We start from the raw sequence: 22,523 nt of genomic DNA, 5'->3' as shown, positions 1-22,523 counted from the left end.
TCATGCACGGCGAATCTCCTATCAAGCGTCGCGAATCCCGAAAAATCTGGGTCGGCAACGTGCCCGTGGGCGGCGATGCGCCTATCGCTGTGCAGAGCATGACCAACAGCGACACCAATGACGTGGCCGCCACGGTCGCCCAGATCAACCGCCTGGAAGCCGCCGGTGTCGACATCGTGCGCGTATCGGTGCCGGACATGGACGCCGCCGAGGCGTTCGGCAAGATCAAGCAACTGGTCAAGGTCCCCTTGGTGGCCGACATTCACTTCGACTACCGCATCGCCCTGCGCGTGGCGGAGTTGGGCGTGGATTGCCTGCGCATCAACCCGGGCAACATCGGTCGCGAAGACCGTGTCCGTGCCGTAGTGGATGCTGCCCGCGACCGGGGCATCCCGATCCGCATCGGCGTGAACGCGGGTTCCCTGGAAAAAGACCTGCAAAAGAAATACGGCGAACCGACCCCGGCGGCACTGGTGGAATCGGCCCTGCGCCACGTCGAGCACCTCGAGCGCCTGAATTTCCAGGACTTCAAGGTCAGCGTGAAGGCGTCCGACGTGTTCATGGCCGTCGAAGCCTACCGCCTGCTGGCCAAGGAAATCGTCCAACCGCTGCACCTGGGCATCACCGAAGCCGGTGGGTTGCGTTCGGGCACGGTGAAATCCGCCGTCGGCCTCGGTATGCTGCTCGCCGAAGGGATTGGCGATACCATCCGCATCTCGTTGGCGGCTGACCCGGTCGAGGAAGTGAAAGTCGGCTACGACATTCTCAAGTCCCTGCACCTGCGTTCCCGTGGCATCAACTTCATCGCCTGCCCGAGCTGCTCGCGGCAGAACTTCGATGTGGTCAAGACCATGAACGAGCTGGAAGGGCGCCTCGAAGACCTGCTGGTGCCGCTGGATGTCGCGGTGATCGGTTGCGTGGTCAACGGGCCGGGCGAAGCCAAGGAGGCGCACATCGGCCTGACTGGCGGTACACCGAACCTGATTTACATCGACGGCAAGCCGTCGCAGAAACTGACGAATGACAATCTGGTGGATGAGCTGGAACGGCTGATTCGCCAGAAAGCGGCCGAAAAGGTCGAAGCCGACGCCGCAGTGATTGCGCGTGGTTGAGTCGAACGAATTTAAGGATTACCTGTGAGCAAGTCCCTGCAAGCCATTCGTGGCATGAACGACATCCTGCCCGAGCAGACGCCCCTGTGGCGTTATTTCGAGGGCACTGTGGCGCGTCTGCTGGATAACTACGGCTATCGGCAGATCCGCATGCCGATCGTCGAGTTCACCGAGCTGTTCAAGCGCTCCATCGGTGAAGTGACCGACATCGTCGAAAAAGAGATGTACACCTTCGACGACCGCAATGGCGACTCCCTGACCCTGCGCCCCGAAGGCACGGCGGCCTGCGTGCGTGCGGTGCTCGAGCACGGCATCACCGGCGGCGGCCAGGTGCAGAAACTCTGGTACGTCGGCCCGATGTTTCGTCACGAGCGTCCGCAGAAAGGCCGTTATCGCCAGTTCCACCAGATTGGCCTGGAGGTGTTCAACCTCGAGGGGCCGGACATCGACGCCGAGCTGATCGTCATGACCTGGCGCCTGTGGGGTGAGCTGGGGCTTCGCGATGCGGTCAAGCTCGAGCTCAACAGCCTGGGCACCAGCGAGTCCCGTGGCCGCTACCGTGAAGCGTTGGTGGAGTTTCTTTCTGCCCACCTGGACAAGCTCGACGAAGACAGCCAGCGCCGTCTGAAGACCAACCCGCTGCGTGTGCTCGACACCAAGAATGCCGAGACCCAAGCAGTCCTGGTCGACGCGCCGAAAATGGCCGACTACCTCGACGACGAATCCCGTGCACACTTCGAAGGGCTGAAGGCGCGCCTGGACGCCGTGGGCATCCCTTACGTGATCAACCCCAAGTTGGTCCGTGGTCTGGACTACTACAGCAAGACCGTCTTCGAGTGGGTCACCGACAAACTCGGCGCCCAAGGCACTGTATGTGCTGGCGGCCGCTACGACGGACTGGTTGAGCAGATGGGCGGCAAGCCGACCCCGGGCGTGGGCTTTGCCATGGGCATCGAGCGCCTGGTGCTGATGCTGGAAGCCTTGGACAAGGTGCCCGAAGAACTGTCCCGTCAGGTCGACGTCTACCTGTGCGCCTTTGGCGAGGCCGCCGAACTGGCCGCTTTGTCGTTGAGCGAACGGATCCGCGACCAGTTGCCCAACCTGCGCCTGCAGATCAACGCCGGCGCCGGCAGCTTCAAGAGCCAGTTCAAGAAGGCCGACAAGAGCGGTGCGCTGTACGCACTGATCCTCGGTGACGACGAACTGGCCCAACAAGTGGTAGGTTTCAAACCCCTGCGTGGCCAGGGCGAGCAACAAAGCATTGCCTGGGATGCGCTTGCTGCACACCTGGCCACCTGCGTCGTGCAGGGTTGAAGCTGTCAAACAGCCGATTTAGCGATTAAGGAGTATTGGGGTGTCGAGTACCGAAGATGAACAGCTGGCGGATTTGAAGGACTGGTGGACGCGCAACGGCAAGCCGCTGGTCACTGGCGGCCTGTTGGCGCTGGTCATCGTGTTCGGCTGGCAGGCCTACCAGAAATACCAGAGCAACCAGTCGCAAGGCGCCTCGGTGCTCTACCAGCAATTGCTGGAAACCACCCTGACCCCGGACGGCAAGCCTGACGCGGCCCGCGTGGCGGACCTGGCCGGCAAGCTGGACAAGGAATTCGGCGGCACTGCCTACGCGCAGTACGGTCGCCTGTTCGTGGCCAAGGTGGCGGTGGACAGCGGCAAATTGGACGACGCGGCCACTGAGCTCAAAGGTATCGTCGACAAACCGGCCAACCCGACCCTGGGCGAAGTGGCGCGTCAGCGCCTGGCGCAGGTGCTGGCGGCGCAGAACAAGGCTGAAGAGGCGTTGAAACTGCTCGACGGCGATGCCGACAAGGCATTCCTGGCGACCCGCGAAGAACTCAAGGGCGACCTGCTGGTACAGCTGGGCCGTGCCGATGAGGCCCATGCGGCCTACCAAAAAGCCAAGGCTGCGCTGTCGGATGAAGCCGCGGTCGGTGGCCTGCAAATCAAGCTGGACGACCTGGCCAAAGGGGATGCGTGACGTGATCCAGTGGAAACATGCAGCATTGCTGGCCCTGGCCATTCTGGCCGCGGGTTGCAGCAGCAACAGCAAGAAAGAACTGCCTCCGGCCGAACTGACCGACTTCAAAGAAGAAGTCGTGCTGCAGAAGCAGTGGAGCCGTTCCATCGGCGATGGCCAGGGTGAAACCTACAACATGCTGGTGCCGGCCATCGATGGCGACACCATCTATGCCGGCGACGTCACGGGCGTGGTCATGGCGATGGATCGCAGCAACGGCGACGTCAAATGGGAGAAAGATCTCGAACTGCCCGTTTCCGGCGCCGTTGGCGTGGGTTACGGCCTGGTCATGATCGGCACGCTCAAGGGCGAGATCGTCGCCCTGGACGCGAGCAGCGGTGAAGAGAAATGGCGTGCCCGCGTGACCAGCGAAGTGCTCGCACCGCCGGCCACCAACGGCGACGTGGTGGTGGTCCAGACCCAGGACGACCGCCTGATCGGCCTGGATGCCGCCACCGGCAACCAGCGCTGGTTGTACGACAGCACCCCGGCGGTACTGACCCTGCGCGGCACCAGTGCACCGATCGTTACCAACCGCCTGGCGGTGGCTGGCTTGTCGACCGGTAAAGTGGTGGCCCTGGATATATCCAACGGCGTGCCGGTCTGGGAACAGCGCGTAGCGATCCCGCAAGGTCGTTCGGAGCTGGAGCGTGTGGTCGATATCGACGGTGGCTTGCTGCTGTCCGGCGGTACGCTGTACGTCGCCAGCTATCAGGGCCGCGTGGCGGCACTGGACCTGGAAAGCGGTCGTCCGTTGTGGCAGCGCGATGCGTCCAGCTACGCCGGTGTCGCCCAGGGTTTTGGCAGCGTCTATGTGAGCCTGTCCTCGGGCACCGTCGAAGGCGTTGACGAGCGTTCCACCACCGCCTTGTGGAGCAACGACTCCCTGGCCCGTCGTCAACTGTCGGCCCCGGAAGTGTTCTCCAGCTACGTCGCAGTGGGTGACCTGGAAGGTTACCTGCACCTGCTCAGCCAGGTGGACGGTCGTTTCGTCGGCCGTGAGCGCATCGACAGCGACGGCCTGCGTGCCCGTCCGCTGGTGGTGGGCAACATGATCTATGTGTATGGCAACAGCGGCAAACTGGAAGCCCTGACCATCAAGTAAGACTATGCTTGGGGCTAATCCCCCCAAGCGGCCTTGTTCTCAAGGTTTGCAGGGCTTGCACAGACTGCCCCGAGCACCAGCCGCTGCCTCGCAGCGGCTTTTGTATTTTCTGAAATAACGAAGTGGAGAGCCGCATGGTTCCCGTAATCGCCCTGGTGGGCCGACCGAACGTCGGCAAGTCCACCTTGTTCAACCGCCTGACCAGGACTCGCGACGCCATTGTCGGCGACTTGTCCGGTCTGACCCGTGATCGCCAATACGGTGAGGCCAAGTGGCAAGGGCGTACCTATATTCTGGTCGACACCGGCGGCATCTCCGGTGATGAACATGGCATGGACGAAAAAATGGCCGAGCAGTCGTTGCTCGCCATTGAAGAAGCCGATGTGGTGCTGTTCCTGGTAGACGCCAAGGCCGGTTTTACCGCCGCCGACCAGATGATCGCCGAGCATTTGCGCAAGCGTAACAAGCGTTCCTACGTGGTCGCCAACAAGGTCGACAACATCGACCCGGACATGGCCCGCGCCGAGTTCGCACCGTTGGGCATGGGCCAGGCGATCCCGATCGCCGGCGCCCACGGTCGTGGCATCACCCAGATGCTGGAAATCGCCCTGGAGAGTTTCCCCAAGGACGACGTGGAAGAGCCGGAAGAGGGCGAGGAAGAGATCGTTGCCGAAGGCGAGGAAGCCAAGCGCATTCCGGGCCCAAGCGAGAAAGACGGGATCAAGATCGCCATCATCGGCCGTCCGAACGTGGGCAAGTCGACGCTGGTCAACCGCATGCTCGGCGAAGACCGGGTCATCGTCTATGACCAGCCCGGCACCACCCGTGACAGCATCTACATTCCCTTCGAGCGTAACGAAGAGAAGTACACGCTGATCGACACCGCCGGTGTGCGCAAGCGCGGCAAGATCCACGAAGAAGTTGAAAAATTCTCCGTGGTCAAGACCCTGCAGGCGATCAAAGACGCCAACGTGGTGATCTTCGTGATGGATGCCCGCGAAGGCGTGGTCGATCACGACCTGAACCTGCTGGGTTTCGCCCTGGAAGCCGGTCGTGCGCTGGTCATCGCGATCAACAAGTGGGACGGCATGACGCCGAGCGAACGGGATTTCGTCAAGGTCGAATTGCAACGTCGCCTGTTCTTCGTCGACTTCGCCGACATCCACTTCATCTCGGCCCTGCACGGCACGGGCGTGGGCAACCTCTACGCTTCGGTGCAGAACTCGTTCAAGTCGGCGGTGACCCGCTGGCCGACCAACCGCCTCACCCAGATCCTCGAAGATGCGGTAGGCGAGCACGCGCCACCGATGGTCAACAACCGTCGGATCAAACTGCGCTACGCCCACTTGGGCGGTGCCAACCCGCCGATTATCGTGATCCACGGTAACCAGATCGAGAAGGTGCCCAAGTCGTACGTTCGTTACCTGGAGAACACCTACCGTCGCGTCCTGAAGCTGGTCGGCACGCCGATCCGCATCGAGTTCAAGGGCGGCGAGAACCCGTACGAAGGCAACAAGAACACGCTCACCGACCGCCAGGTCAACAAGAAGCGCCGCTTGATGTCGCACCACAAGAAGGCTGACAAGAAGCGCCGCGACAAGCGCTGATTCAATACCTGTTGCCCGGAAGCTTGTGTGGCGAGGGAGCTTGCTCCCGCTGGGGTGCGAAGCGCCCCCCAGATGTCTCTGCCCCCGCAGTGCATCAGGCACAACCCAGGGGCTGCTGCGCAGCCCAGCGGGAGCAAGCTCCCTCGCCACGGTCGTTCGGCGACATGAAAAGGGTGCCCTTGGTGGCACCCTTTTTCATGCCCGGCGATTGGGCTATTCTCGAGCTCTCCCGCGCCGCATCAGAGCCGGGTGCAGAGCAGGGAACCCTTGATGATCACCAGCAAGTTGCCGAATGTCGGCATCACTATCTTTACTCAGATGTCCCAGCTCGCGGCGCAGACCGGTGCGCTCAATCTGTCCCAGGGATTTCCCGATTTCGATGGCCCGCAGGCCCTGCGCGATGCGGTTGGCCGGCACATTGCCCAAGGCCATAACCAGTATTCGCCCATGACCGGCCTGCCGGCGCTACGCCAGCAGATCGCAGCGAAGATCGCCCGCAGCTACGGCGCCAACGTCGATGCCGATCAAGAGGTCACCGTGACCCCTGGCGCGACCCAGGCGATTTTCTGTGCCATCGCGGCGGTGGTCCACAGCGGTGACGAAGTGATCGTTTTCGATCCTAGCTATGACAGCTACGAGCCTTCCGTTCTATTGGCCGGTGGGCGCTGCGTGCACGTGCCATTGGGCCTGGATGACTTCGCCATCGACTTCGAGAAGCTCGGCGAAGCCCTGAGCCCGCGTACGCGCATGATCATCCTCAACTCGCCGCACAACCCCAGTGGTGCGCTGATCAGCCGCGCCGAACTGGATCAGTTGGCGACGCTGATTCGCGACCGTGACATCTACCTGGTCAGCGACGAGGTCTACGAACACCTGGTGTTCGACGGCGTTGCCCACGCCAGTGTCCTGGCCCATGAAGAACTGTACCGCCGCGCCTTCGTGGTCAGTTCGTTCGGCAAGACCTACCACGTCACTGGCTGGAAAACCGGCTACGTGGTGGCGCCAGCGGCCTTGACGGCGGAACTGCGCAAGGTACACCAGTACGTCAGCTTCTGCGGCGTGACGCCGTTGCAGTACGCCCTGGCCGACTACATGGCCGAACATCCGGAACACGTCAACGGACTGCCGGACTTCTACCAGGCCAAGCGTGACCTGTTCTGCGATCTGCTCGCCCCGTCACGGTTCAGCTTCAAGCGCGTGACCGGCACCTATTTCCAGTTGGTGGACTACTCGCAGATTCGCCCGGACCTGAATGACGTCGACATGGCCGTGTGGATGACCCGCGAGCATGGCGTGGCGACGATTCCGATCTCGGTGTTCTACCAGCACCCACCCCAAGGCCAGCGCCTGGTGCGCCTGTGCTTTGCCAAACGCGAGGAGACGCTGCGCGAAGCGGCGGAAAAACTATGCGTGATCTGAGCACGTTACCGGACCTCGACATTGCACTGGTCCAGACCACCCTGGCCTGGCACGACCGCCGGGCCAACCTTGAGCATTTCGAAGCGCTGCTTGAGCAGGCACGTGGGGCTGATCTGATCATCCTGCCAGAGATGTTCACCACGGGTTTCTCCATGGAATCCGAGACCCTGGCGGAGCCGGAGAACGGCCCGACGCGCCAATGGCTCAAGGCCCTGGCCGCGAAGCTGGACGCGGTGATTACCGGCAGTGTGATCATCCAGGCCGCGGACGGTAGCCATCGCAATCGCTTGCTCTGGGCGCGGCCGGATGGAGAAGTGTTGCATTACGACAAGCGCCATCTGTTTCGCATGGCGGGGGAGCACAACCACTACACCCCGGGTGAGCGACAGGTGCTGTTCGAGCTCAAGGGCTGGCGGATTCGTCCGCTGATTTGCTACGACCTGCGCTTCCCGGTCTGGAGCCGCGACGCCGAGGACACCGACCTGCTGCTATACACCGCCAACTGGCCCGGGGCGCGGCGTTTGCACTGGAATCGGCTGTTGCCGGCCCGGGCGATCGAGAACCTGTGCTACGTGGCCGCGGTAAACCGTGTGGGTACCGACGGCAAGGGTTTCGCCTATACCGGCGACAGCCAGGTGCTGGATTTCCAGGGCGAGAGCTTGCTCAGCGCCGGTGAAGCGGATGGTGTGTTCAAGGTGTGCTTGAACGCAGCGGACTTGGCGGCGTATCGCACGCGGTTTCCGGCGAACCTGGATGCCGATCGCTTCGAATTCACGAATTGAAACGATTCAGCCTCAAGGAACGGTGTTGCATGCCGATAACCGGTCAGCCAAGGAGAAGTCCCTATGACCAGTATCAGCGCAACCACCGTAAACCCTTATCCATTGTCAGCCCCTAAAGTCTCCATCCGCGGGACTGAAGAAGAGAAAGCGGTCAGTCCAGTGGCATCGACTGACGCCGACGACAAGGACAAGACACTGCAGGTCGATACCCGCGGCGCGAATGTCGCCGGCGCTCCCGCCAGCGGCGGTGGGGACATCATCGAGCAACTGAAAAAGCAGATCGAGCAGGCCGAGAAACTGCTGGCCCAGCAGCAAGCCCAGTTGGCCCGGGTCCAGAAAAGCCAGGCCAACGAAGAGCAGAAGGCCCAGCAGGCCATGGCCATCCAGACCCAGATCATGGGTACCCAAGCGATGCTGCAAACCCTGCGGGCGTCGTTGTTGCAGGCCATGACCGTTTCTGTCGATACCCATGCCTGACATTTTGGTTGTCTGACAGGCCGCCATCGCGAGCAAGCTCGCTCCCACAGGGGGCACAGGATTTCGGCTCCACTGAAGATCCAGTGTGGAGAGCTTGCTCGCGATGAGGCCAGTACAGTCAGCACCCAACCATCAGCCAAACAAAAAGGCCCCAGGGTTCACACCCCAGGGCCTTTTTGCATTTCAGCTGTAGATCAGGCCGCCTTGGCTTCCGGCTGGCTCAACGAGCGGTTCAGCGCACTGAACAGGGCCTTGAAGCTAGCGGTAGTGATGTTCTCATCGATACCCACGCCATGCACCGCACGCTCGCCGTTGACTCGCAGTTCGATGTAGGCCGCCGCCTTGGCATTGGTGCCGGCGCCGATGGCGTGTTCGTTGTAGTCCATGATCTCCACCGGAATCGGCAGGCCGGCCACCAGGGCTTCCAGCGCGCCGTTGCCCTTGCCGCGCCAGTGCAGGTTGGTCTCGCCCTGGCCCTTGCTGGCCACTTCCACTTCTACGGCGCTGTTGCCGTTTTCTTCCTGCAGGCGATGGCTGACCAGTGCGTACGGAGTGTTGGCTTGCAGGTATTCACGCTGCAGCAAGGCGTGGATCTGCTGTGCAGTCATTTCCAGGCCCAGGCGATCGGTTTCGCGCTGTACCACCTGGCTGAACTCGATCTGCATGCGACGCGGCAGGCTGATGCCGTACTCCTGCTCCAGCAGGTAGGCGATACCGCCCTTGCCCGACTGGCTGTTGACGCGAATCACCGCCTCGTAGCTGCGACCGATGTCGGCCGGGTCGATTGGCAGGTATGGCACTTCCCACAGACCGTCCGATTTCTGCTGGGCGAAGCCCTTGCGGATGGCATCCTGGTGCGAGCCGGAGAACGCGGTATGAACCAGGTCGCCAACGTACGGATGACGCGGGTGCACCGGAATCTGGTTGCATTCCTCGACCACTTTGCGCACGCCGTCGATGTCGGAGAAGTCCAGCTCCGGGTTGACGCCCTGGGTGTAAAGATTCAGCGCCACGGTCACCAGGTCGACGTTACCGGTGCGTTCGCCGTTGCCGAACAGGCAGCCTTCGACACGGTCGGCGCCGGCCATCAGGCCCAGCTCGGTAGCGGCCACGCCGGTGCCACGGTCGTTGTGGGTGTGCAGGCTGATGAGCACGCTGTCACGCCGGCTGATGTTGCGGTGGAACCACTCGATCTGGTCGGCGTAGATGTTCGGGGTGGCGACTTCCACGGTAGCGGGCAGGTTGAGGATCACCTTGCGTTCGGGCGTCGGGTTCCAGACTTCGATCACTGCGTCGCAGACTTCCTTGGCAAATTCCAGCTCAGTGGCGCTGAAGGTCTCTGGCGAATACTCGAACTGCCACTGGGTTTCCGGTTGCTGGGCGGCGTATTTGACGAACAGCTTGGCCGCGTTCACCGCGATTTCCTTCACGCCTTCCTTGTCCTGGTTGAACACGATGCGGCGGAACGACGGGCAGGTGGCGTTGTACAGGTGGACGATGGCTTTTTTCGCGCCGCGCAGGGATTCGAACGTACGGGCGATCAGGTCTTCACGGGCCTGGGTCAGCACTTGGATGGTGGTGTCGTCCGGGATGTGGCCTTCTTCGATGAGGGTGCGCACGAAGTCGAAGTCGGTTTGCGAAGCGGCTGGGAACGATGCTTCGATTTCCTTCACGCCCACCGCGACGAGGGTTTTCCAGAAACGCAGTTTCTTGACCGCGTCCATCGGCTCGATCAGCGACTGGTTGCCGTCGCGCAGGTCGGAGCTGCACCAGATCGGCGCGGCGGTGATGGTCTTCGACGGCCAGGTGCGATCCGGCAGGTTGATGGTCGGGAAGGCGCGGTATTTGGAAGACGGGTCTTTGAGCATGCTCATCAGGGGAATCCTTATTGTCTGTCGTGGCCGGGAAAAGGCGGCCTGCCGGTGGTTCGAATGGGGTGGCTTGAGCGCCGGAACGAGGTGCCGCGATTCAGCCCGGCAGTCGTGCGCTGACGAGGCACAGGCTGCGGTGCTGGCGAAGCTGAATGAGGGTGTGAGAGGTTTTCATGCCTTCAACCCTAACCGCGTGAGGAGAGGATCGCAAGCAGTCGGAAAAAATTGAGAGAAGTTCTGTTTTTAGGCGGGTTTGCGAGATTTAATCGCGAGCTTTTCGGAAATTTGTAGTTTTATTGCGTCGATGTTTGGAGCTTGGCAATCCATGGGGAGGTGGTGATGCTGCTGCCGTCATCGCGAGCAAGCTCGCTCACACAGGTACAGCGGCGTTTTTCAGAATGCCGAAATACCCTTGTGGGAGCGAGCTTGCTCGCGATGAGGCCGGTAGTCCCAGCACAAATCTCAGGGCTGAAACGCCCCGATGAAAATCGCCGGATCCACCCGCGCATCGTTCAGGCTGATGTTCCAGTGCATGTGCGGCCCGGTCGCGCGGCCGGTGGCGCCGACCTTGCCCACCACGGTGCCCCGGGCCAGTTGCTGGCCGACCTTCACATCGATCTTCGACATGTGGCAGAACATGCTGATGAAGCCTTGGCCATGGTCGACGAACACGGTGTTGCCATTGAAGAAGTAATTACCCGTGAGGATCACCTTGCCGGCGGCCGGGGTCTTGATCGGCGTGCCGGCGGGCACGGCGAAGTCCAGGCCGGCGTGGGGGTTGCGTTCTTCGCCGTTGAAGAAGCGGCGCACGCCGAACTTGCTCGACAGCGGGCCGTTGACCGGTTTGTCCAGCAACAGGTTGCTGGGGATGTTCGGGCTGAAGCTGCGGTAGGCCTTCAGTTGCACCGCGAGTTCGGCATCGATGCGCTTGAGGTCCGCCGGGTTCGGGTTGACCTGGCGCTTGTTCTTCAGGGTGATGTGTTGCTCGGGGTACTTCTTGTAGCCGACCACGAACGGCTGGGTGCCGCCGCCACTGCTGATCTGTTGCGTGCCGGGCTGCACCGTCAGCGGGATGCCGACAATCGCCAGCCAGTTGTCCTGTTCCTTGACCACCAGCACCGGCTTGCCCTGGTAACTGGCTTTCGGTGCCTTGACGGCGCTGCCCAGGTCCACCACGGCCACGCCGCCGGGCACCGGTTTGTTCAACAGGCGACTGATGTAACTGTCGGCGTGGGCGTTGAGGGTCAGGCACAGCAACAGCAGTAGGGCGAGATATCGCGGCATGAATCAATCCAGTAAAGAAAGGGTGACCGGCGTCAGGTGATTGTCTTCGACCCGTACCAGCAATTCGCCTTCGCCGAGCTTTGCGGTCAGGCGCTGGCCGGTCTGGGTTTGCCCGGCGCGGTGGATCGCATGGCCGCGTTCGTCGAGCAGAATGCTGTAGCCGCGGCCAAGGGTCGCCAAGGGGCTGACGATGTGCAGCGTCTGCATCTGGTTGTGCAACTGCACGCGTCGCGCTTTCAGGCCTTCGCGCATGGCCCGGGGCAGGCGTTCGGCGAGGCTGTCCAGGCGCTGGCGTAGCAACGCCAGGTGCCGGCCTGGATGTTGCCCGGCCAGGCGGGTTTCCAGGCGGATCAAGCGTTCGCGGCGGGTATTGAGGCTGCGCTCGAAGGCCCGGCGCAGGCGCATGTCCAGGTCGTCGAGGCGCTGGGCTTGCTGGCGCAGGCGTTCGCCGGGGTGGCGCAGGCGTCGGGTGAGGCCTTCGAGGCGCAGTTGATCGCGCATCAGGCGGTCGCGCATGCGCATCACCAGCCGGCGATGCAGGCTTTCGACCCGGCGCACCAGGTCGCCAGCATCCGGTGCCAGCAGTTCGGCGGCGGCGGACGGGGTCGGGGCGCGTACGTCGGCGACGAAATCGCTGATGGACACATCGGTTTCATGGCCCACGGCGCTGACGATTGGCGTGACGCAGGCATCCACCGCCCGGGCCACGGCTTCTTCGTTGAAGCACCACAAGTCTTCCAGCGAACCGCCGCCCCGGGCCAGGATCAGCGCATCGAAACCACGGGCGTCGGCCAGCTTCAGGGCGCGGACGATTTGCGCGGTGGCTTCGCGGCCTTGCACGGCGGTGGGGATCAGGGTCAGGGCGATCTGCGGCGCGCGGCGGCGGAAGACACTGATGATGTCGCGGATCACCGCGCCGGTGGGCGAACTGATGATGCCGATGCGTTGCGGATGGGCCGGCAGCGGCACCTTGCGCTCGGCACTGAACAGGCCTTCGGCGCTGAGTTTTTCCTTCAAGGCATCGAAGGCCAGGCGCAGCGCGCCATCGCCGGCCGGCTCGACGGTGTCGAGGATCAGCTGATAATCGCCACGGCCTTCGAACAGCGAGACTTTGCCGCGCACTTTCACCGCCAACCCGTCTTTCAAGGCCTGGCGCACCCGCGCGGCATTCTGCCGGAACAGCGCGCAACGTACCTGGGCGCCACTGTCCTTGAGGGTGAAGTACACATGGCCGGAGGCCGGGCGGGCGAGGTTGGAGATTTCGCCCTCGACCCAGATGTTGCTGAACACGTCTTCGAGCAACACCCGCGCACGGCCGTTGAGCTGGCTGACAGTCAGGACCTCACGGTCCAGGCCCAGTCGGGCAAAGGGATCTTTAATCATGGGCGGCATGATAAGGGGATTCGCCAATGGTGTGCAGACAATTAGACCGGGTTGCCTGCATCGCGAGCAAGCTCGCACACAGGGGATCTATGTCGCACTGAAGATCAAATGTGGGAGCGAGCTTGCTCGCGATAGCGACAGGCCTGTCACCACAAATGCTGGATATGCCATGACACAACTGGCTAAAGTCCCCGCTCTCCTCATCAAGGAAGTGCCGGATGAATCTTCTCCCATGGTTGGGCCAGTGGGCATTTGCCCCCACGCAATGGCTGGTGATCGGCTCGGCCATTGCCCTGGCCTACATCGTCTTCGGCATTGCCGGGTTCGGCACGGCGCTGGTGGCCGCGCCCATCCTGCTGCTGTTCATGCCCCTGTCGAAAATCGTCCCGCTGCTGGTCTTGTTGGATTTTGTCGCGGCCTTTGGCAACTTGCTGCCATCGCGTCGGGACGTGTCCCGGCCGGAGCTGCTGCGGTTGTTGCCGTGCATGGCATTGGGCTGCACCCTCGGGGTGATTTTCCTGCTCAACCTCAAGTCCGACCTGTTGTTGCTGCTGATGGGGGTGTTCATCAGTTGCTATGCGATCTACAGCCTGCTGATCAAGACCCGGCCGACACAGTTGTCGGCGCTGTGGGCGGTTCCGATGGGTACGGTGGGCGGGATGTTCGGCGCGTTGTTTGGCAGTGGCGGCTTTTTATATGCCATCTACCTGAACAGTCGCTTGCCCAAGGACCCGGCCCGAGCCACGCAAAGTGCCCTGATCAGTTGCAGCACCGTGGTGCGCCTGAGCCTGTTTATCGTGGCCGGGGTCTATGCCGAGCTACCCTTGTTGGTACTGGCGCTGTGTTTGTTGCCGGCCATGGCGCTGGGGTTGTGGGTAGGGCGTCGCTTGACCATGAAAATGTCGCGAGAAGCATTCGTGCGGCTGGTCACCTGGCTGGTGCTTGCCAGCGGCCTCGCGTTGATCGGGCGCTACCTGAGTGCTTGACCTGGCCTCGCCAGGGATTAAGCTGCCGGCCTTTGATCAGACCCTGCCAGGGAAACAGCCAGGCCTCGCCATGAACTCGCAAAGCATCATCGTTCCGAAAATTTCCACCCTGCCGGTCCACGAGCCCCGGGCTCGGGCGATCGTGCGCTGGCTGGTGCGCAAGAATATCGTCGAAGAACAACTGACCACCTGCGGGCGCACCGGCAATCGCATGGCCCACGCTATTGCCCCCGGTGCTCGCGAGGTGGTCCTGCATCCCGAAGCCTTGCCGTTCGGTGAAGCGATCAATGGCCTGGAGATCATCACCAAGCGCTGCATCTATACACCGGCCAAGGGCTTTCTCGAAGAAGCCGGTTGCGCCGAGTGCCGCAGGGAAGTCGGCGAAGCGCTGTTCGAAAGCCTGGAAGACTGGATGCCGGCGCGCACCGACAACTTCACTTGCCCTGAATGCGGTCATGAAGACGACATCAATGGCTTCCTGTTCCTGCAGCCCTGCGGGTTTTCCAACCTGGGGTTCATTTTCAACAATTGGCTGGAGGCGGGGTTCAAGCAGGACTTTCTCGACGAATTCGCCGATTGGCTCGATCAGCCGGTGAGTTGGGTGAGGGTGGAGTTGTAGAGAGGTGCACACCCCCCGTGGCGAGGGAGCTTGCTCCCGCTGGGCTGCGAAGCGGCCCGCTGTTTCCAGCCATGACATCGCAAGGGGACGCTGGCGCGTCCAGCGGGAGCAAGCTCCCTCGCCACGGGGGTCGGTGTATGGCCGGAACGCGGTGATTAGCTCCGTCAATCACCCCGGCAATAATAGACAGAGTTTTACATTGAGCCAGACGGGGTCCATGAGTATAATGGCGCGCTTCCATTTTCCCGCTCGGGAGCCCCCGCGATGCTGCGTATCAGCCAAGAAGCTCTGACCTTCGACGACATTCTCCTAGTGCCCGGTTATTCCGAAGTACTGCCTAACGAAGTCAGTCTCAAAACCCGTCTCACCCGTGGCATCGAACTGAATATCCCCCTGGTTTCCGCCGCCATGGACACCGTGACCGAAGCCCGTCTGGCCATTGCCATGGCCCAGGAAGGCGGTATCGGTATCATCCACAAGAACATGACCATCGAACAGCAGGCCGCCGAAGTGCGCAAGGTCAAGCGGTTCGAGGCTGGCGTGGTCAAGGATCCGATCACCATCGAGGCTGACGCCACGGTCCGGGATCTGTTCGAACTGACCCGTATGCACAACATCTCCGGCGTTCCGGTGCTGCACGATGGCGACCTGGTCGGCATCGTCACCTCCCGCGACGTGCGTTTCGAGAACCGCCTGGATGCCACCGTCCGCCAAGTGATGACGCCTAAAGAGCGCCTGGTCACGGTCAAGGAAGGCACCAACAAGGACGAAGTCCGCGAGTTGCTGCACAAGCACCGTATCGAGCGCGTGCTGATCGTCGACGAAAAATTCGCCCTCAAGGGCATGATGACCGTCAACGACATCGAAAAAGCCAAGGCCTACCCGCTGGCCAGCAAGGATGACCAGGGTCGTCTGCGCGTCGGCGCTGCGGTCGGTACCGGCAAGGACACTGGTGACCGTGTCGCCGCCCTGGTCAGTGCCGGTGTTGACGTGGTGGTGGTCGACACCGCCCACGGCCACTCCAAAGGCGTGATCGACCGCGTTCGCTGGGTCAAGCAGAACTTCCCTGAAGTGCAGGTGATCGGTGGCAACATCGCCACTGGCGCTGCGGCCAAGGCCTTGGCCGAAGCCGGCGCCGACGCGGTCAAGGTCGGTATCGGCCCTGGCTCGATCTGCACCACCCGTATCGTTGCCGGTGTCGGCGTGCCGCAGATCAGCGCGATCGCCAACGTCGCTGCCGCCCTTGAAGGCACCGGTGTGCCGTTGATCGCCGACGGCGGTATCCGCTTCTCCGGTGACCTGTCCAAGGCCATCGTAGCCGGTGCCTCCTGCGTGATGATGGGGTCGATGTTTGCCGGTACCGAAGAAGCACCGGGCGAGATCGAACTGTTCCAGGGCCGTAGCTACAAGGCCTATCGCGGCATGGGTTCGCTGGGTGCCATGTCCCAGGCCCAGGGCTCTTCCGACCGTTACTTCCAGGACTCCTCCGCGGGTGCCGAGAAGCTGGTACCGGAAGGCATCGAAGGTCGCGTGCCATACAAAGGCACCCTGAGCGCCATCATCCATCAACTGATGGGCGGCCTGCGTTCTTCCATGGGCTACACCGGCAGCGCCAACATCGAAGAGATGCGCACCAAGCCGGAATTCGTCCGGATCACCGGTGCCGGTATGGCCGAGTCCCATGTCCACGACGTACAGATCACCAAGGAAGCGCCGAACTACCGCGTAGGTTAAGGCTTCCAGCAAAACGTTAATCACCGGGGCTGTTCATTCAGCCCCGAGTTGTTTCTGATTCACTACATGAGAATGAGTCATGGCCCTCGACATTCACGCTCACCGCATCCTGATCCTCGACTTCGGTTCCCAGTACACCCAGCTGATCGCCCGCCGCGTGCGTGAGATCGGTGTGTACTGCGAATTGCATCCGTTCGACATGGATGACGACGCGATTCGCGAATTCGCGCCTAAAGGCGTGATTCTCGCCGGCGGCCCCGAGTCCGTGCACGAAGCCGACAGCCCGCGCTGCCCGCAAGCCGTGTTCGACCTGGGTGTACCGGTCTTTGGTATCTGCTACGGCATGCAGACCATGGCCGAACAGCTGGGCGGCAAGGTAGAAGGCTCCGACCTGCGTGAGTTCGGTTATGCCCGCGTTGACGTCGTCGGCAAGAGCCGCCTGCTGGACGGCATCGAAGACCACGTCGACGCCGACGGCCTGTTCGGCCTGGACGTGTGGATGAGCCACGGTGACAAAGTCACCAAGATGCCGGAAGACTTCCACATCCTGGCCAGCACCCCGAGCTGCCCGATTGCCGGCATGTTCAACGATGATCGCCGTTACTACGGCGTGCAGTTCCACCCTGAAGTGACCCACACCAAGCAGGGCGGCCGCATCCTGTCGCGCTTCATCCTCGACATCTGCGGTTGCGAAGCCCTGTGGACCCCGTCGAAAATCGCTGAAGACGCCATCGCCCAGGTGCGCGCCCAGGTCGGTACCGATAACGTGCTGCTGGGCCTGTCCGGCGGTGTGGACTCCTCGGTGGTCGCTGCGCTGCTGCACAAGGCCATCGGCGATCAGCTGACCTGCGTCTTCGTCGACAACGGCCTGCTGCGCTTGCACGAAGGCGAGCAAGTGATGGCCATGTTCGCCGAGAACATGGGCGTCAAGGTGATCCGCGCCAACGCCGAAGAGCAGTTCCTGAACAACCTGGCCGGCGAGTCCGACCCGGAGAAGAAGCGCAAGATCATCGGCCGTACCTTCATCGACGTGTTCGATGCCGAATCCTGCAAGCTGGACAACATCAAGTACCTGGCCCAGGGCACCATCTACCCCGACGTGATCGAGTCGGCCGGCGCCAAGAGCGGCAAGGCCCACGTGATCAAGTCCCACCACAACGTCGGTGGCCTGCCGGAGGAAATGAACCTCAAGCTGGTCGAGCCGCTGCGCGAACTGTTCAAGGACGAGGTTCGTCGCCTCGGCCTGGAGCTGGGCCTGCCCTACGACATGGTCTACCGCCACCCATTCCCGGGCCCAGGCCTGGGCGTGCGGATCCTCGGTGAAGTGAAGAAGGAATACGCCGACCTGCTGCGTCGCGCCGACCACATCTTCATCGAAGAACTGCGCAAGGCCGACTGGTACCACAAGGTCAGCCAGGCGTTCGTGGTGTTCCAACCGGTGAAATCGGTAGGCGTGGTCGGCGATGGCCGTCGTTACGCCTGGGTCGTAGCCCTGCGTGCCGTGGAAACCATCGACTTCATGACCGCTCGCTGGGCACACCTGCCGTACGAGCTGCTGGAAACCGTTTCCGGGCGCATCATCAACGAAATCGAAGGCATCTCCCGCGTGACGTATGACGTGTCGAGCAAGCCGCCGGCGACGATTGAGTGGGAATGAGCCAAGCCTGAATATCGGGACCGCTGAAGGCCGTCATTGGCTCCAGCGCCTGACTTTCAAAAAGCCCTGTGGATAACTTCCTCAGGGCTTTTTTTATTTTAGCTGGCCAATTCCAAGCACCATCAGTTCTCCAACCGCAATGACATACCGTGACAGTGTTGGGAGGGTGGTGCCGTCACCTTTCGCTACGATTACCCGCCTTGGAGCGCACCGGGAAGCGCTTATCATCGGCAGCAGCCCTGTGGGGATTTCACCGGCATGGTTCACGGAGAGTTGTCGTGTGCCAATCAAATTTGCCTTTTTGAGACGCCGCCGAGTGCTGCCGTTCGAAAGAAGAAGGTTGTCATTTGACAACTCGCAGGCTCATGCGAATACTGGAGATCACGGATGATTCGTCCAACGCACCCGAAGAAAGAGATCGAAGACGCGCTCAGGCATGCCGAAGGGCGCGGGTGGCGCATAGAAGTCGGCGGCGGTCACGCCTGGGGGCGGGTTTATTGCCCGTACAAAGACGTGGAGTGCCGTTGTGGCGAGTTCTGCATCACATCGATATGAAGCACGCCGAAAAACCCTGGCAACCATGCGCGAGCGTTGCGACGCGTTGTGGACAATTGCTCGACGCATCGCAATCGGCGCGATGCGGATTACGATGCTAAGGAATAGAACAATGGAATTTACCTTTACCTTGAAATATCAGCTTGCTGACGATGGCTGCGCCCCGGATGAACTGGTCGAGCGGCTAGGCGAAGCGGGCTGCGACGATGCCTTGGTGGGCATCGGGCAGCCGGGGCGGCTGGCACTTGAGTTCACTCGGGATGCGCCTGATGCGGTTAAGGCAGTGCTTAGTGCGCTGGGCGACGTTCGCCGCGCGGTGCCGTCGGCCAGACTGATCGAGGTAGCGCCTGATTTAGTCGGGCTGACCGACGTAGCCGAGATCGTCGGTGTATCTCGGCAAAACATGCGCAAGCTGATGTTGGCTCATCCGGGCAGCTTCCCGACGCCCGTGCACGAGGGGAGTGCGTCTATCTGGCACTTGGCAGACGTTCTGAGCTGGCTCCAGGCCAAGGGCAGCTATTCGCTTACCAAGAGCGTTTTGGATGTGGCCCAGGTGGCCTTGCAGGTCAACGTTGCGAAAGAAGGCCGACGGTTACCGGGCATGGCTTGCAAAGAGTTGGAAGCTTTGGTTGGGTGACGACCGCTGAAGTGGGATTCCGATAATGTGGACGTGCCCAGGCTATGAACGAGCGTAGGCAAGGAAACTTGAATTCTTTCGAAGGGAAGCCGCCGGGGGGTAGCAAGGTAGGCGTCCCTGATGCGTTCTATACTTTCGGCATCCATTGCGGCGGTAAACCGGTCGCAATAAGGAGCCTGCCATGAATGACACTCAGAAATTCGCCGCCTTGCGCATCGTCCTGATCGTTGTAGGGTTGATCGCCATCTTCGCGATCGGGCCGCTGATGCTCCTGTGGCCGTCCGGCTGGACGTGGCACAGCGGCCATTCCCAGTACCCGCTGATGATCGTCGGCATCTACGCGACACTCGGTGTGTTCTTGCTGATGGCGTCGCGCGATCCGATGAAACATTTGAGCCTGATCTGGTTCACCGTGTGGTCGAGCGTCGTGCACGGCGCGATCATGGCCGTGCAGTCCTTCGGCGTCGATATGGACGGGACAAGCCACGTTGGCCATCTGTTGGGCGACGTGCCCGCGTTGTTCATCGTTGCGGCGGCGTTGGCTTTCTTCACGCCGCGGCGCAGCAATGCGTAACCAGCGAATGGACTGATCCTGCCGAAAAGGCTTGCTTCGATGTGCACAAAGAATGCCCTGTGGATAACTTTTCTCAGGGCATTTTCATTTTGTTTTTTTCATTTTCGCTGGCCTTACTGTTTCTCATCCGCGGGTGTATCGTATTCGCCTTTTGCGGATCCACCGGTTCGCGCAGATTCAATAGGTGGTTGTGTTCATGTCCTTTACCCGTCGCCAAATACTCGGTGGCCTGGCCGGTCTTGTTGTCGTTGGCGTAGGCGCGGGGGGCGCATCGCGGTACTGGCTGGGCAAGCGCGCCGACGCCGAGGCCGGTCACGACTATGAACTGATCGCCGCACCGCTGGACGTGGAACTGGTGGCTGGGCACAAGACCCAGGCCTGGGCGTTTGGCCCCTCGGCGCCGGGCACCGAACTGCGGGTGCGCCAGGGTGAGTGGTTGCGGGTGCGCTTCATCAATCACCTGCCGGTCGCCACCACCATTCACTGGCACGGTATTCGTTTGCCGCTGGAGATGGACGGCGTGCCGTATGTCTCGCAACTGCCGGTGCTGCCGGGCGAGTATTTCGACTACAAATTCCGCGTGCCGGACGCCGGCAGTTACTGGTATCACCCCCACGTCAACAGCAGCGAAGAGCTCGGGCGTGGGTTGGTGGGGCCGCTGATCGTCGAAGAACGTGAGCCGACTGGCTTCAAGTACGAACAGACCCTGAGCCTCAAGAGCTGGCATGTGGACGAACAAGGCCAGTTCGTGGAGTTCAGCATTCCCCGTGAGGCGGCGCGTGGCGGCACGGCCGGGCGGCTGGCGACCATCAACGGTGTGCCGCAGGCGGTGATCGATCTGCCGGCCGGGCAGATCACCCGGGTGCGTTTGCTCAACCTCGACAACACCCTGACTTACCGTATCAACATCCCAGGCGTTGAAGCGCAGATCTATGCGTTGGACGGCAACCCCATCGAACCGCGCCCGCTGGGCAAGGAATACTGGCTTGGCCCGGGCATGCGCATTTGCCTGGCGATCAAGGCGCCGCCAGCCGGCGAAGAGTTGTCGTTGCGCAATGGCCCGGTGCGCCTGGGAACCTTGCGCTCGGTGCCCAACAGTGACGCACCGACCCAGTGGCCGCCGGCACTGCCAGCCAACCCGGTGTCCGAGCCGGACCTGGCCAATGCCGAGAAACTCAACTTCAATTTCGAATGGGTCGGTTCGGTGTCGGTCAACGTCGACAACGGCAAGCCGCCGAGCCTGTGGCAAATCAACGGCAAGGCCTGGGACATCACCGACAAGACCTGCGCCGACCGGCCGATCGCCACGCTGAAGAAAGGCCAGAGCTACATTTTCGAATTGAAGAACATGACCCAGTACCAGCACCCGATCCATTTGCACGGCATGAGCTTCAAGGTGATTGCGTCGAACCGGCACAAGGTCGTGCCGTATTTCACCGACACCTACCTGCTGGGCAAGAACGAGCGGGCGCAGGTGGCGCTGGTGGCGGATAATCCAGGCGTGTGGATGTTCCACTGCCATGTGATCGACCACATGGAAACCGGCCTGATGGCCGCCATCGAGGTGGCTTGATGCGCCAGATTCGCCCTGCCAGGATCATCGACCGTAGCCGTGACCAGGACTTCATGCGCGAAGCCATGGCCCTCGCCGCTCAAGGCGCCGCCCTGGGCGAAGTGCCCGTGGGCGCGGTGCTGGTGCAGGACGGCGAGATCATCGGACGCGGTTTCAACTGCCCGATCAGTGGCCACGACCCCAGTGCCCACGCGGAAATGGTCGCCATCCGCGCCGCCGCTCAGGCGGTGAGCAACTATCGCCTGCCCGGCAGCACCCTCTATGTGACGCTGGAGCCCTGCAGCATGTGCGCTGGCCTCATCGTCCATTCACGTATCGCCCGGGTCGTCTACGGCGCCCTGGAGCCCAAGGCTGGCATCGTGCAGAGCCAGGGGCAGTTTTTCAGCCAGGGTTTCCTGAACCATCGGGTGATGTACGAGGGCGGGGTGTTGGCCGAGGAGTGCAGCGCGGTGTTGAGCGAGTTCTTCAAGGCCCGAAGAGCCAAATCGCAAGATTGAACACACAACCCCGTGGCGAGGGAGCTTGCTCCCGCTGGGCCGCGAAGCGGCCCTAGAACCCGGCGACGCGGTGGATCAGGTTGATTGAGTGAGCTTGAGAGGGGGCTGCTGCGCAGCCCAGCGGGAGCAAGCTCCCTCGCCACAAAAGCCTAAAAGCTCAAAAGCTAAAAGCTAAAAGCATTCCGGTCGATCAACCGATTTGCTCTTGAAACTGACACTGATTCGAGGCATTCCCTTAACCCGCGCCGTGCCCAATTCCCCGTGGCGAGGGAGCTTGCTCCCGCTGGGGCGCGCAGCGGCCCTGGAGCCCGGCGACGCGGTGGATCAGGGTGATTGAGTGAGCTTGAGAGGGGGCTGCTGCGCAGCCCAGCGGGAGCAAGCTCCCTCGCCACAAAAGCCTAAAAGCTCAAAAGCTCAAAAGCTCAAAAGCTCAAAAGCTCAAAAGCTCAAAAGCTCAAAAGCTCAAAAGCATCCCGGTCGACCAACCGATTTGCTCTTGAAACTGACACTGATTCGAGGCATTCCCTTGACCCGCGCCGTGCCCAATTCCCGTGGCGAGGGAGCTTGCTCCCGCTGGGACGCGCAGCGGCCCTGGAACCCGGCGACGCGGTGGATC

General features: G+C 61.9%; 19 protein-coding genes and 1 pseudogene. 17 read left to right on the top strand and 3 right to left on the bottom strand.

Translation table 11 applies throughout. The features are described 5' to 3' along the window. Nucleotides 1-2 precede the first annotated feature (2 nt). From ispG to TK06_RS15850, 8 genes are all read left to right on the top strand, one after another. Nucleotides 3-1,112: a flavodoxin-dependent (E)-4-hydroxy-3-methylbut-2-enyl-diphosphate synthase gene (gene ispG / locus TK06_RS15885; RefSeq protein WP_003185136.1), complete on the top strand. Its 1,110-nt coding sequence runs from the start codon at nt 3-5 to the stop codon at nt 1,110-1,112. 24 nt (nt 1,113-1,136) lie between these two features. Next, entirely contained in the window at nt 1,137-2,426 is a 1,290-nt protein-coding gene (hisS, locus tag TK06_RS15880; protein ID WP_014336698.1) for a histidine--tRNA ligase, read from the top strand. Nucleotides 2,427-2,466: 40 nt separating this feature from the next. Continuing rightward, nucleotides 2,467-3,108 (top strand): YfgM family protein, encoded by a 642-nt coding sequence (locus TK06_RS15875; RefSeq protein WP_063322849.1) that lies wholly within the window; start codon nt 2,467-2,469, stop codon nt 3,106-3,108. Continuing rightward, on the top strand, nt 3,101-4,252 hold the full coding sequence (bamB, locus tag TK06_RS15870; protein WP_063322848.1) for an outer membrane protein assembly factor BamB: 1,152 nt from the start codon (nt 3,101-3,103) through the stop codon (nt 4,250-4,252). The genes TK06_RS15875 and bamB overlap by 8 nt, the downstream gene beginning before the upstream one ends. 134 nt (nt 4,253-4,386) lie before the next feature. After that, complete coding sequence (gene der, locus TK06_RS15865; protein ID WP_063322847.1) at nt 4,387-5,859, top strand: ribosome biogenesis GTPase Der; 1,473 nt, start codon at nt 4,387-4,389, stop codon at nt 5,857-5,859. Between the two features lie 270 nt (nt 5,860-6,129). Then, nucleotides 6,130-7,278 (top strand): pyridoxal phosphate-dependent aminotransferase, encoded by a 1,149-nt coding sequence (locus TK06_RS15860; protein WP_063322846.1) that lies wholly within the window; start codon nt 6,130-6,132, stop codon nt 7,276-7,278. Next, nucleotides 7,266-8,060, top strand: a complete 795-nt coding sequence (locus TK06_RS15855; RefSeq protein WP_063322845.1) for an amidohydrolase — start codon at nt 7,266-7,268, stop codon at nt 8,058-8,060. Before TK06_RS15860 ends, TK06_RS15855 begins: the two co-directional genes overlap by 13 nt. Nucleotides 8,061-8,123: 63 nt before the next feature. Continuing rightward, nucleotides 8,124-8,537, top strand: a complete 414-nt coding sequence (locus tag TK06_RS15850; RefSeq protein WP_063322844.1) for a hypothetical protein — start codon at nt 8,124-8,126, stop codon at nt 8,535-8,537. 194 nt (nt 8,538-8,731) lie between these two features. On the opposite strand, the gene leuA is transcribed toward TK06_RS15850, so the two are convergent. From leuA to xseA, 3 genes are all read right to left on the bottom strand, one after another. After that, nucleotides 8,732-10,411, bottom strand: a complete 1,680-nt coding sequence (gene leuA, locus TK06_RS15845) for a 2-isopropylmalate synthase (protein WP_063322843.1) — start codon at nt 10,409-10,411, stop codon at nt 8,732-8,734. A 459-nt stretch (nt 10,412-10,870) separates the two neighbouring features. Then, on the bottom strand, nt 10,871-11,692 hold the full coding sequence (locus tag TK06_RS15840) for a peptidoglycan DD-metalloendopeptidase family protein (RefSeq protein ID WP_063322842.1): 822 nt from the start codon (nt 11,690-11,692) through the stop codon (nt 10,871-10,873). A 3-nt stretch (nt 11,693-11,695) separates the two neighbouring features. After that, nucleotides 11,696-13,075, bottom strand: coding sequence for an exodeoxyribonuclease VII large subunit (gene xseA / locus TK06_RS15835; protein WP_063322841.1), 1,380 nt, complete (start codon nt 13,073-13,075; stop codon nt 11,696-11,698). Between the two features lie 218 nt (nt 13,076-13,293). Here xseA and TK06_RS15830 point away from each other — a divergent pair, with 218 nt between their 5' ends. The 9 genes and pseudogenes from TK06_RS15830 (at nt 13,294) to tadA (ending at nt 21,907) form a co-directional block, all read left to right on the top strand. Then, nucleotides 13,294-14,061: a sulfite exporter TauE/SafE family protein gene (locus TK06_RS15830; protein WP_063322840.1), complete on the top strand. Its 768-nt coding sequence runs from the start codon at nt 13,294-13,296 to the stop codon at nt 14,059-14,061. A gap of 70 nt (nt 14,062-14,131) precedes the next feature. Then, nucleotides 14,132-14,680: a hypothetical protein gene (locus tag TK06_RS15825; RefSeq protein ID WP_063325161.1), complete on the top strand. Its 549-nt coding sequence runs from the start codon at nt 14,132-14,134 to the stop codon at nt 14,678-14,680. Nucleotides 14,681-14,944: 264 nt separating this feature from the next. Further along, nucleotides 14,945-16,414: an IMP dehydrogenase gene (guaB, locus tag TK06_RS15820; RefSeq protein ID WP_063322839.1), complete on the top strand. Its 1,470-nt coding sequence runs from the start codon at nt 14,945-14,947 to the stop codon at nt 16,412-16,414. A 79-nt stretch (nt 16,415-16,493) separates the two neighbouring features. Beyond that, nucleotides 16,494-18,071 (top strand): glutamine-hydrolyzing GMP synthase, encoded by a 1,578-nt coding sequence (gene guaA, locus TK06_RS15815; RefSeq protein WP_063322838.1) that lies wholly within the window; start codon nt 16,494-16,496, stop codon nt 18,069-18,071. 387 nt (nt 18,072-18,458) lie between these two features. Further along, nucleotides 18,459-18,734 (top strand): annotated as a pseudogene (locus TK06_RS15810) (hypothetical protein). A 4-nt stretch (nt 18,735-18,738) separates the two neighbouring features. Continuing rightward, nucleotides 18,739-19,263, top strand: coding sequence for a helix-turn-helix transcriptional regulator (locus TK06_RS15805; RefSeq protein ID WP_063322837.1), 525 nt, complete (start codon nt 18,739-18,741; stop codon nt 19,261-19,263). Between the two features lie 181 nt (nt 19,264-19,444). Next, complete coding sequence (locus TK06_RS15800) at nt 19,445-19,837, top strand: DUF6632 domain-containing protein (RefSeq protein WP_063322836.1); 393 nt, start codon at nt 19,445-19,447, stop codon at nt 19,835-19,837. A gap of 196 nt (nt 19,838-20,033) precedes the next feature. Then, a complete protein-coding gene (locus TK06_RS15795; protein WP_063322835.1) occupies nt 20,034-21,410 on the top strand; it encodes a multicopper oxidase family protein in 1,377 nt (458 codons plus the stop codon). Further along, nucleotides 21,410-21,907 (top strand): tRNA adenosine(34) deaminase TadA, encoded by a 498-nt coding sequence (tadA, locus tag TK06_RS15790; protein ID WP_063322834.1) that lies wholly within the window; start codon nt 21,410-21,412, stop codon nt 21,905-21,907. The genes TK06_RS15795 and tadA overlap by 1 nt, the downstream gene beginning before the upstream one ends. The last annotated feature ends 616 nt before the right edge of the window (nt 21,908-22,523 follow it).

Source organism: Pseudomonas fluorescens (assembly GCF_001623525.1).
GTDB lineage: Bacteria > Pseudomonadota > Gammaproteobacteria > Pseudomonadales > Pseudomonadaceae > Aquipseudomonas > Aquipseudomonas fluorescens_Q.
Note: the sequence above shows the minus strand (reverse complement) of the source record. Positions and strands in the feature narration are given on the sequence as shown.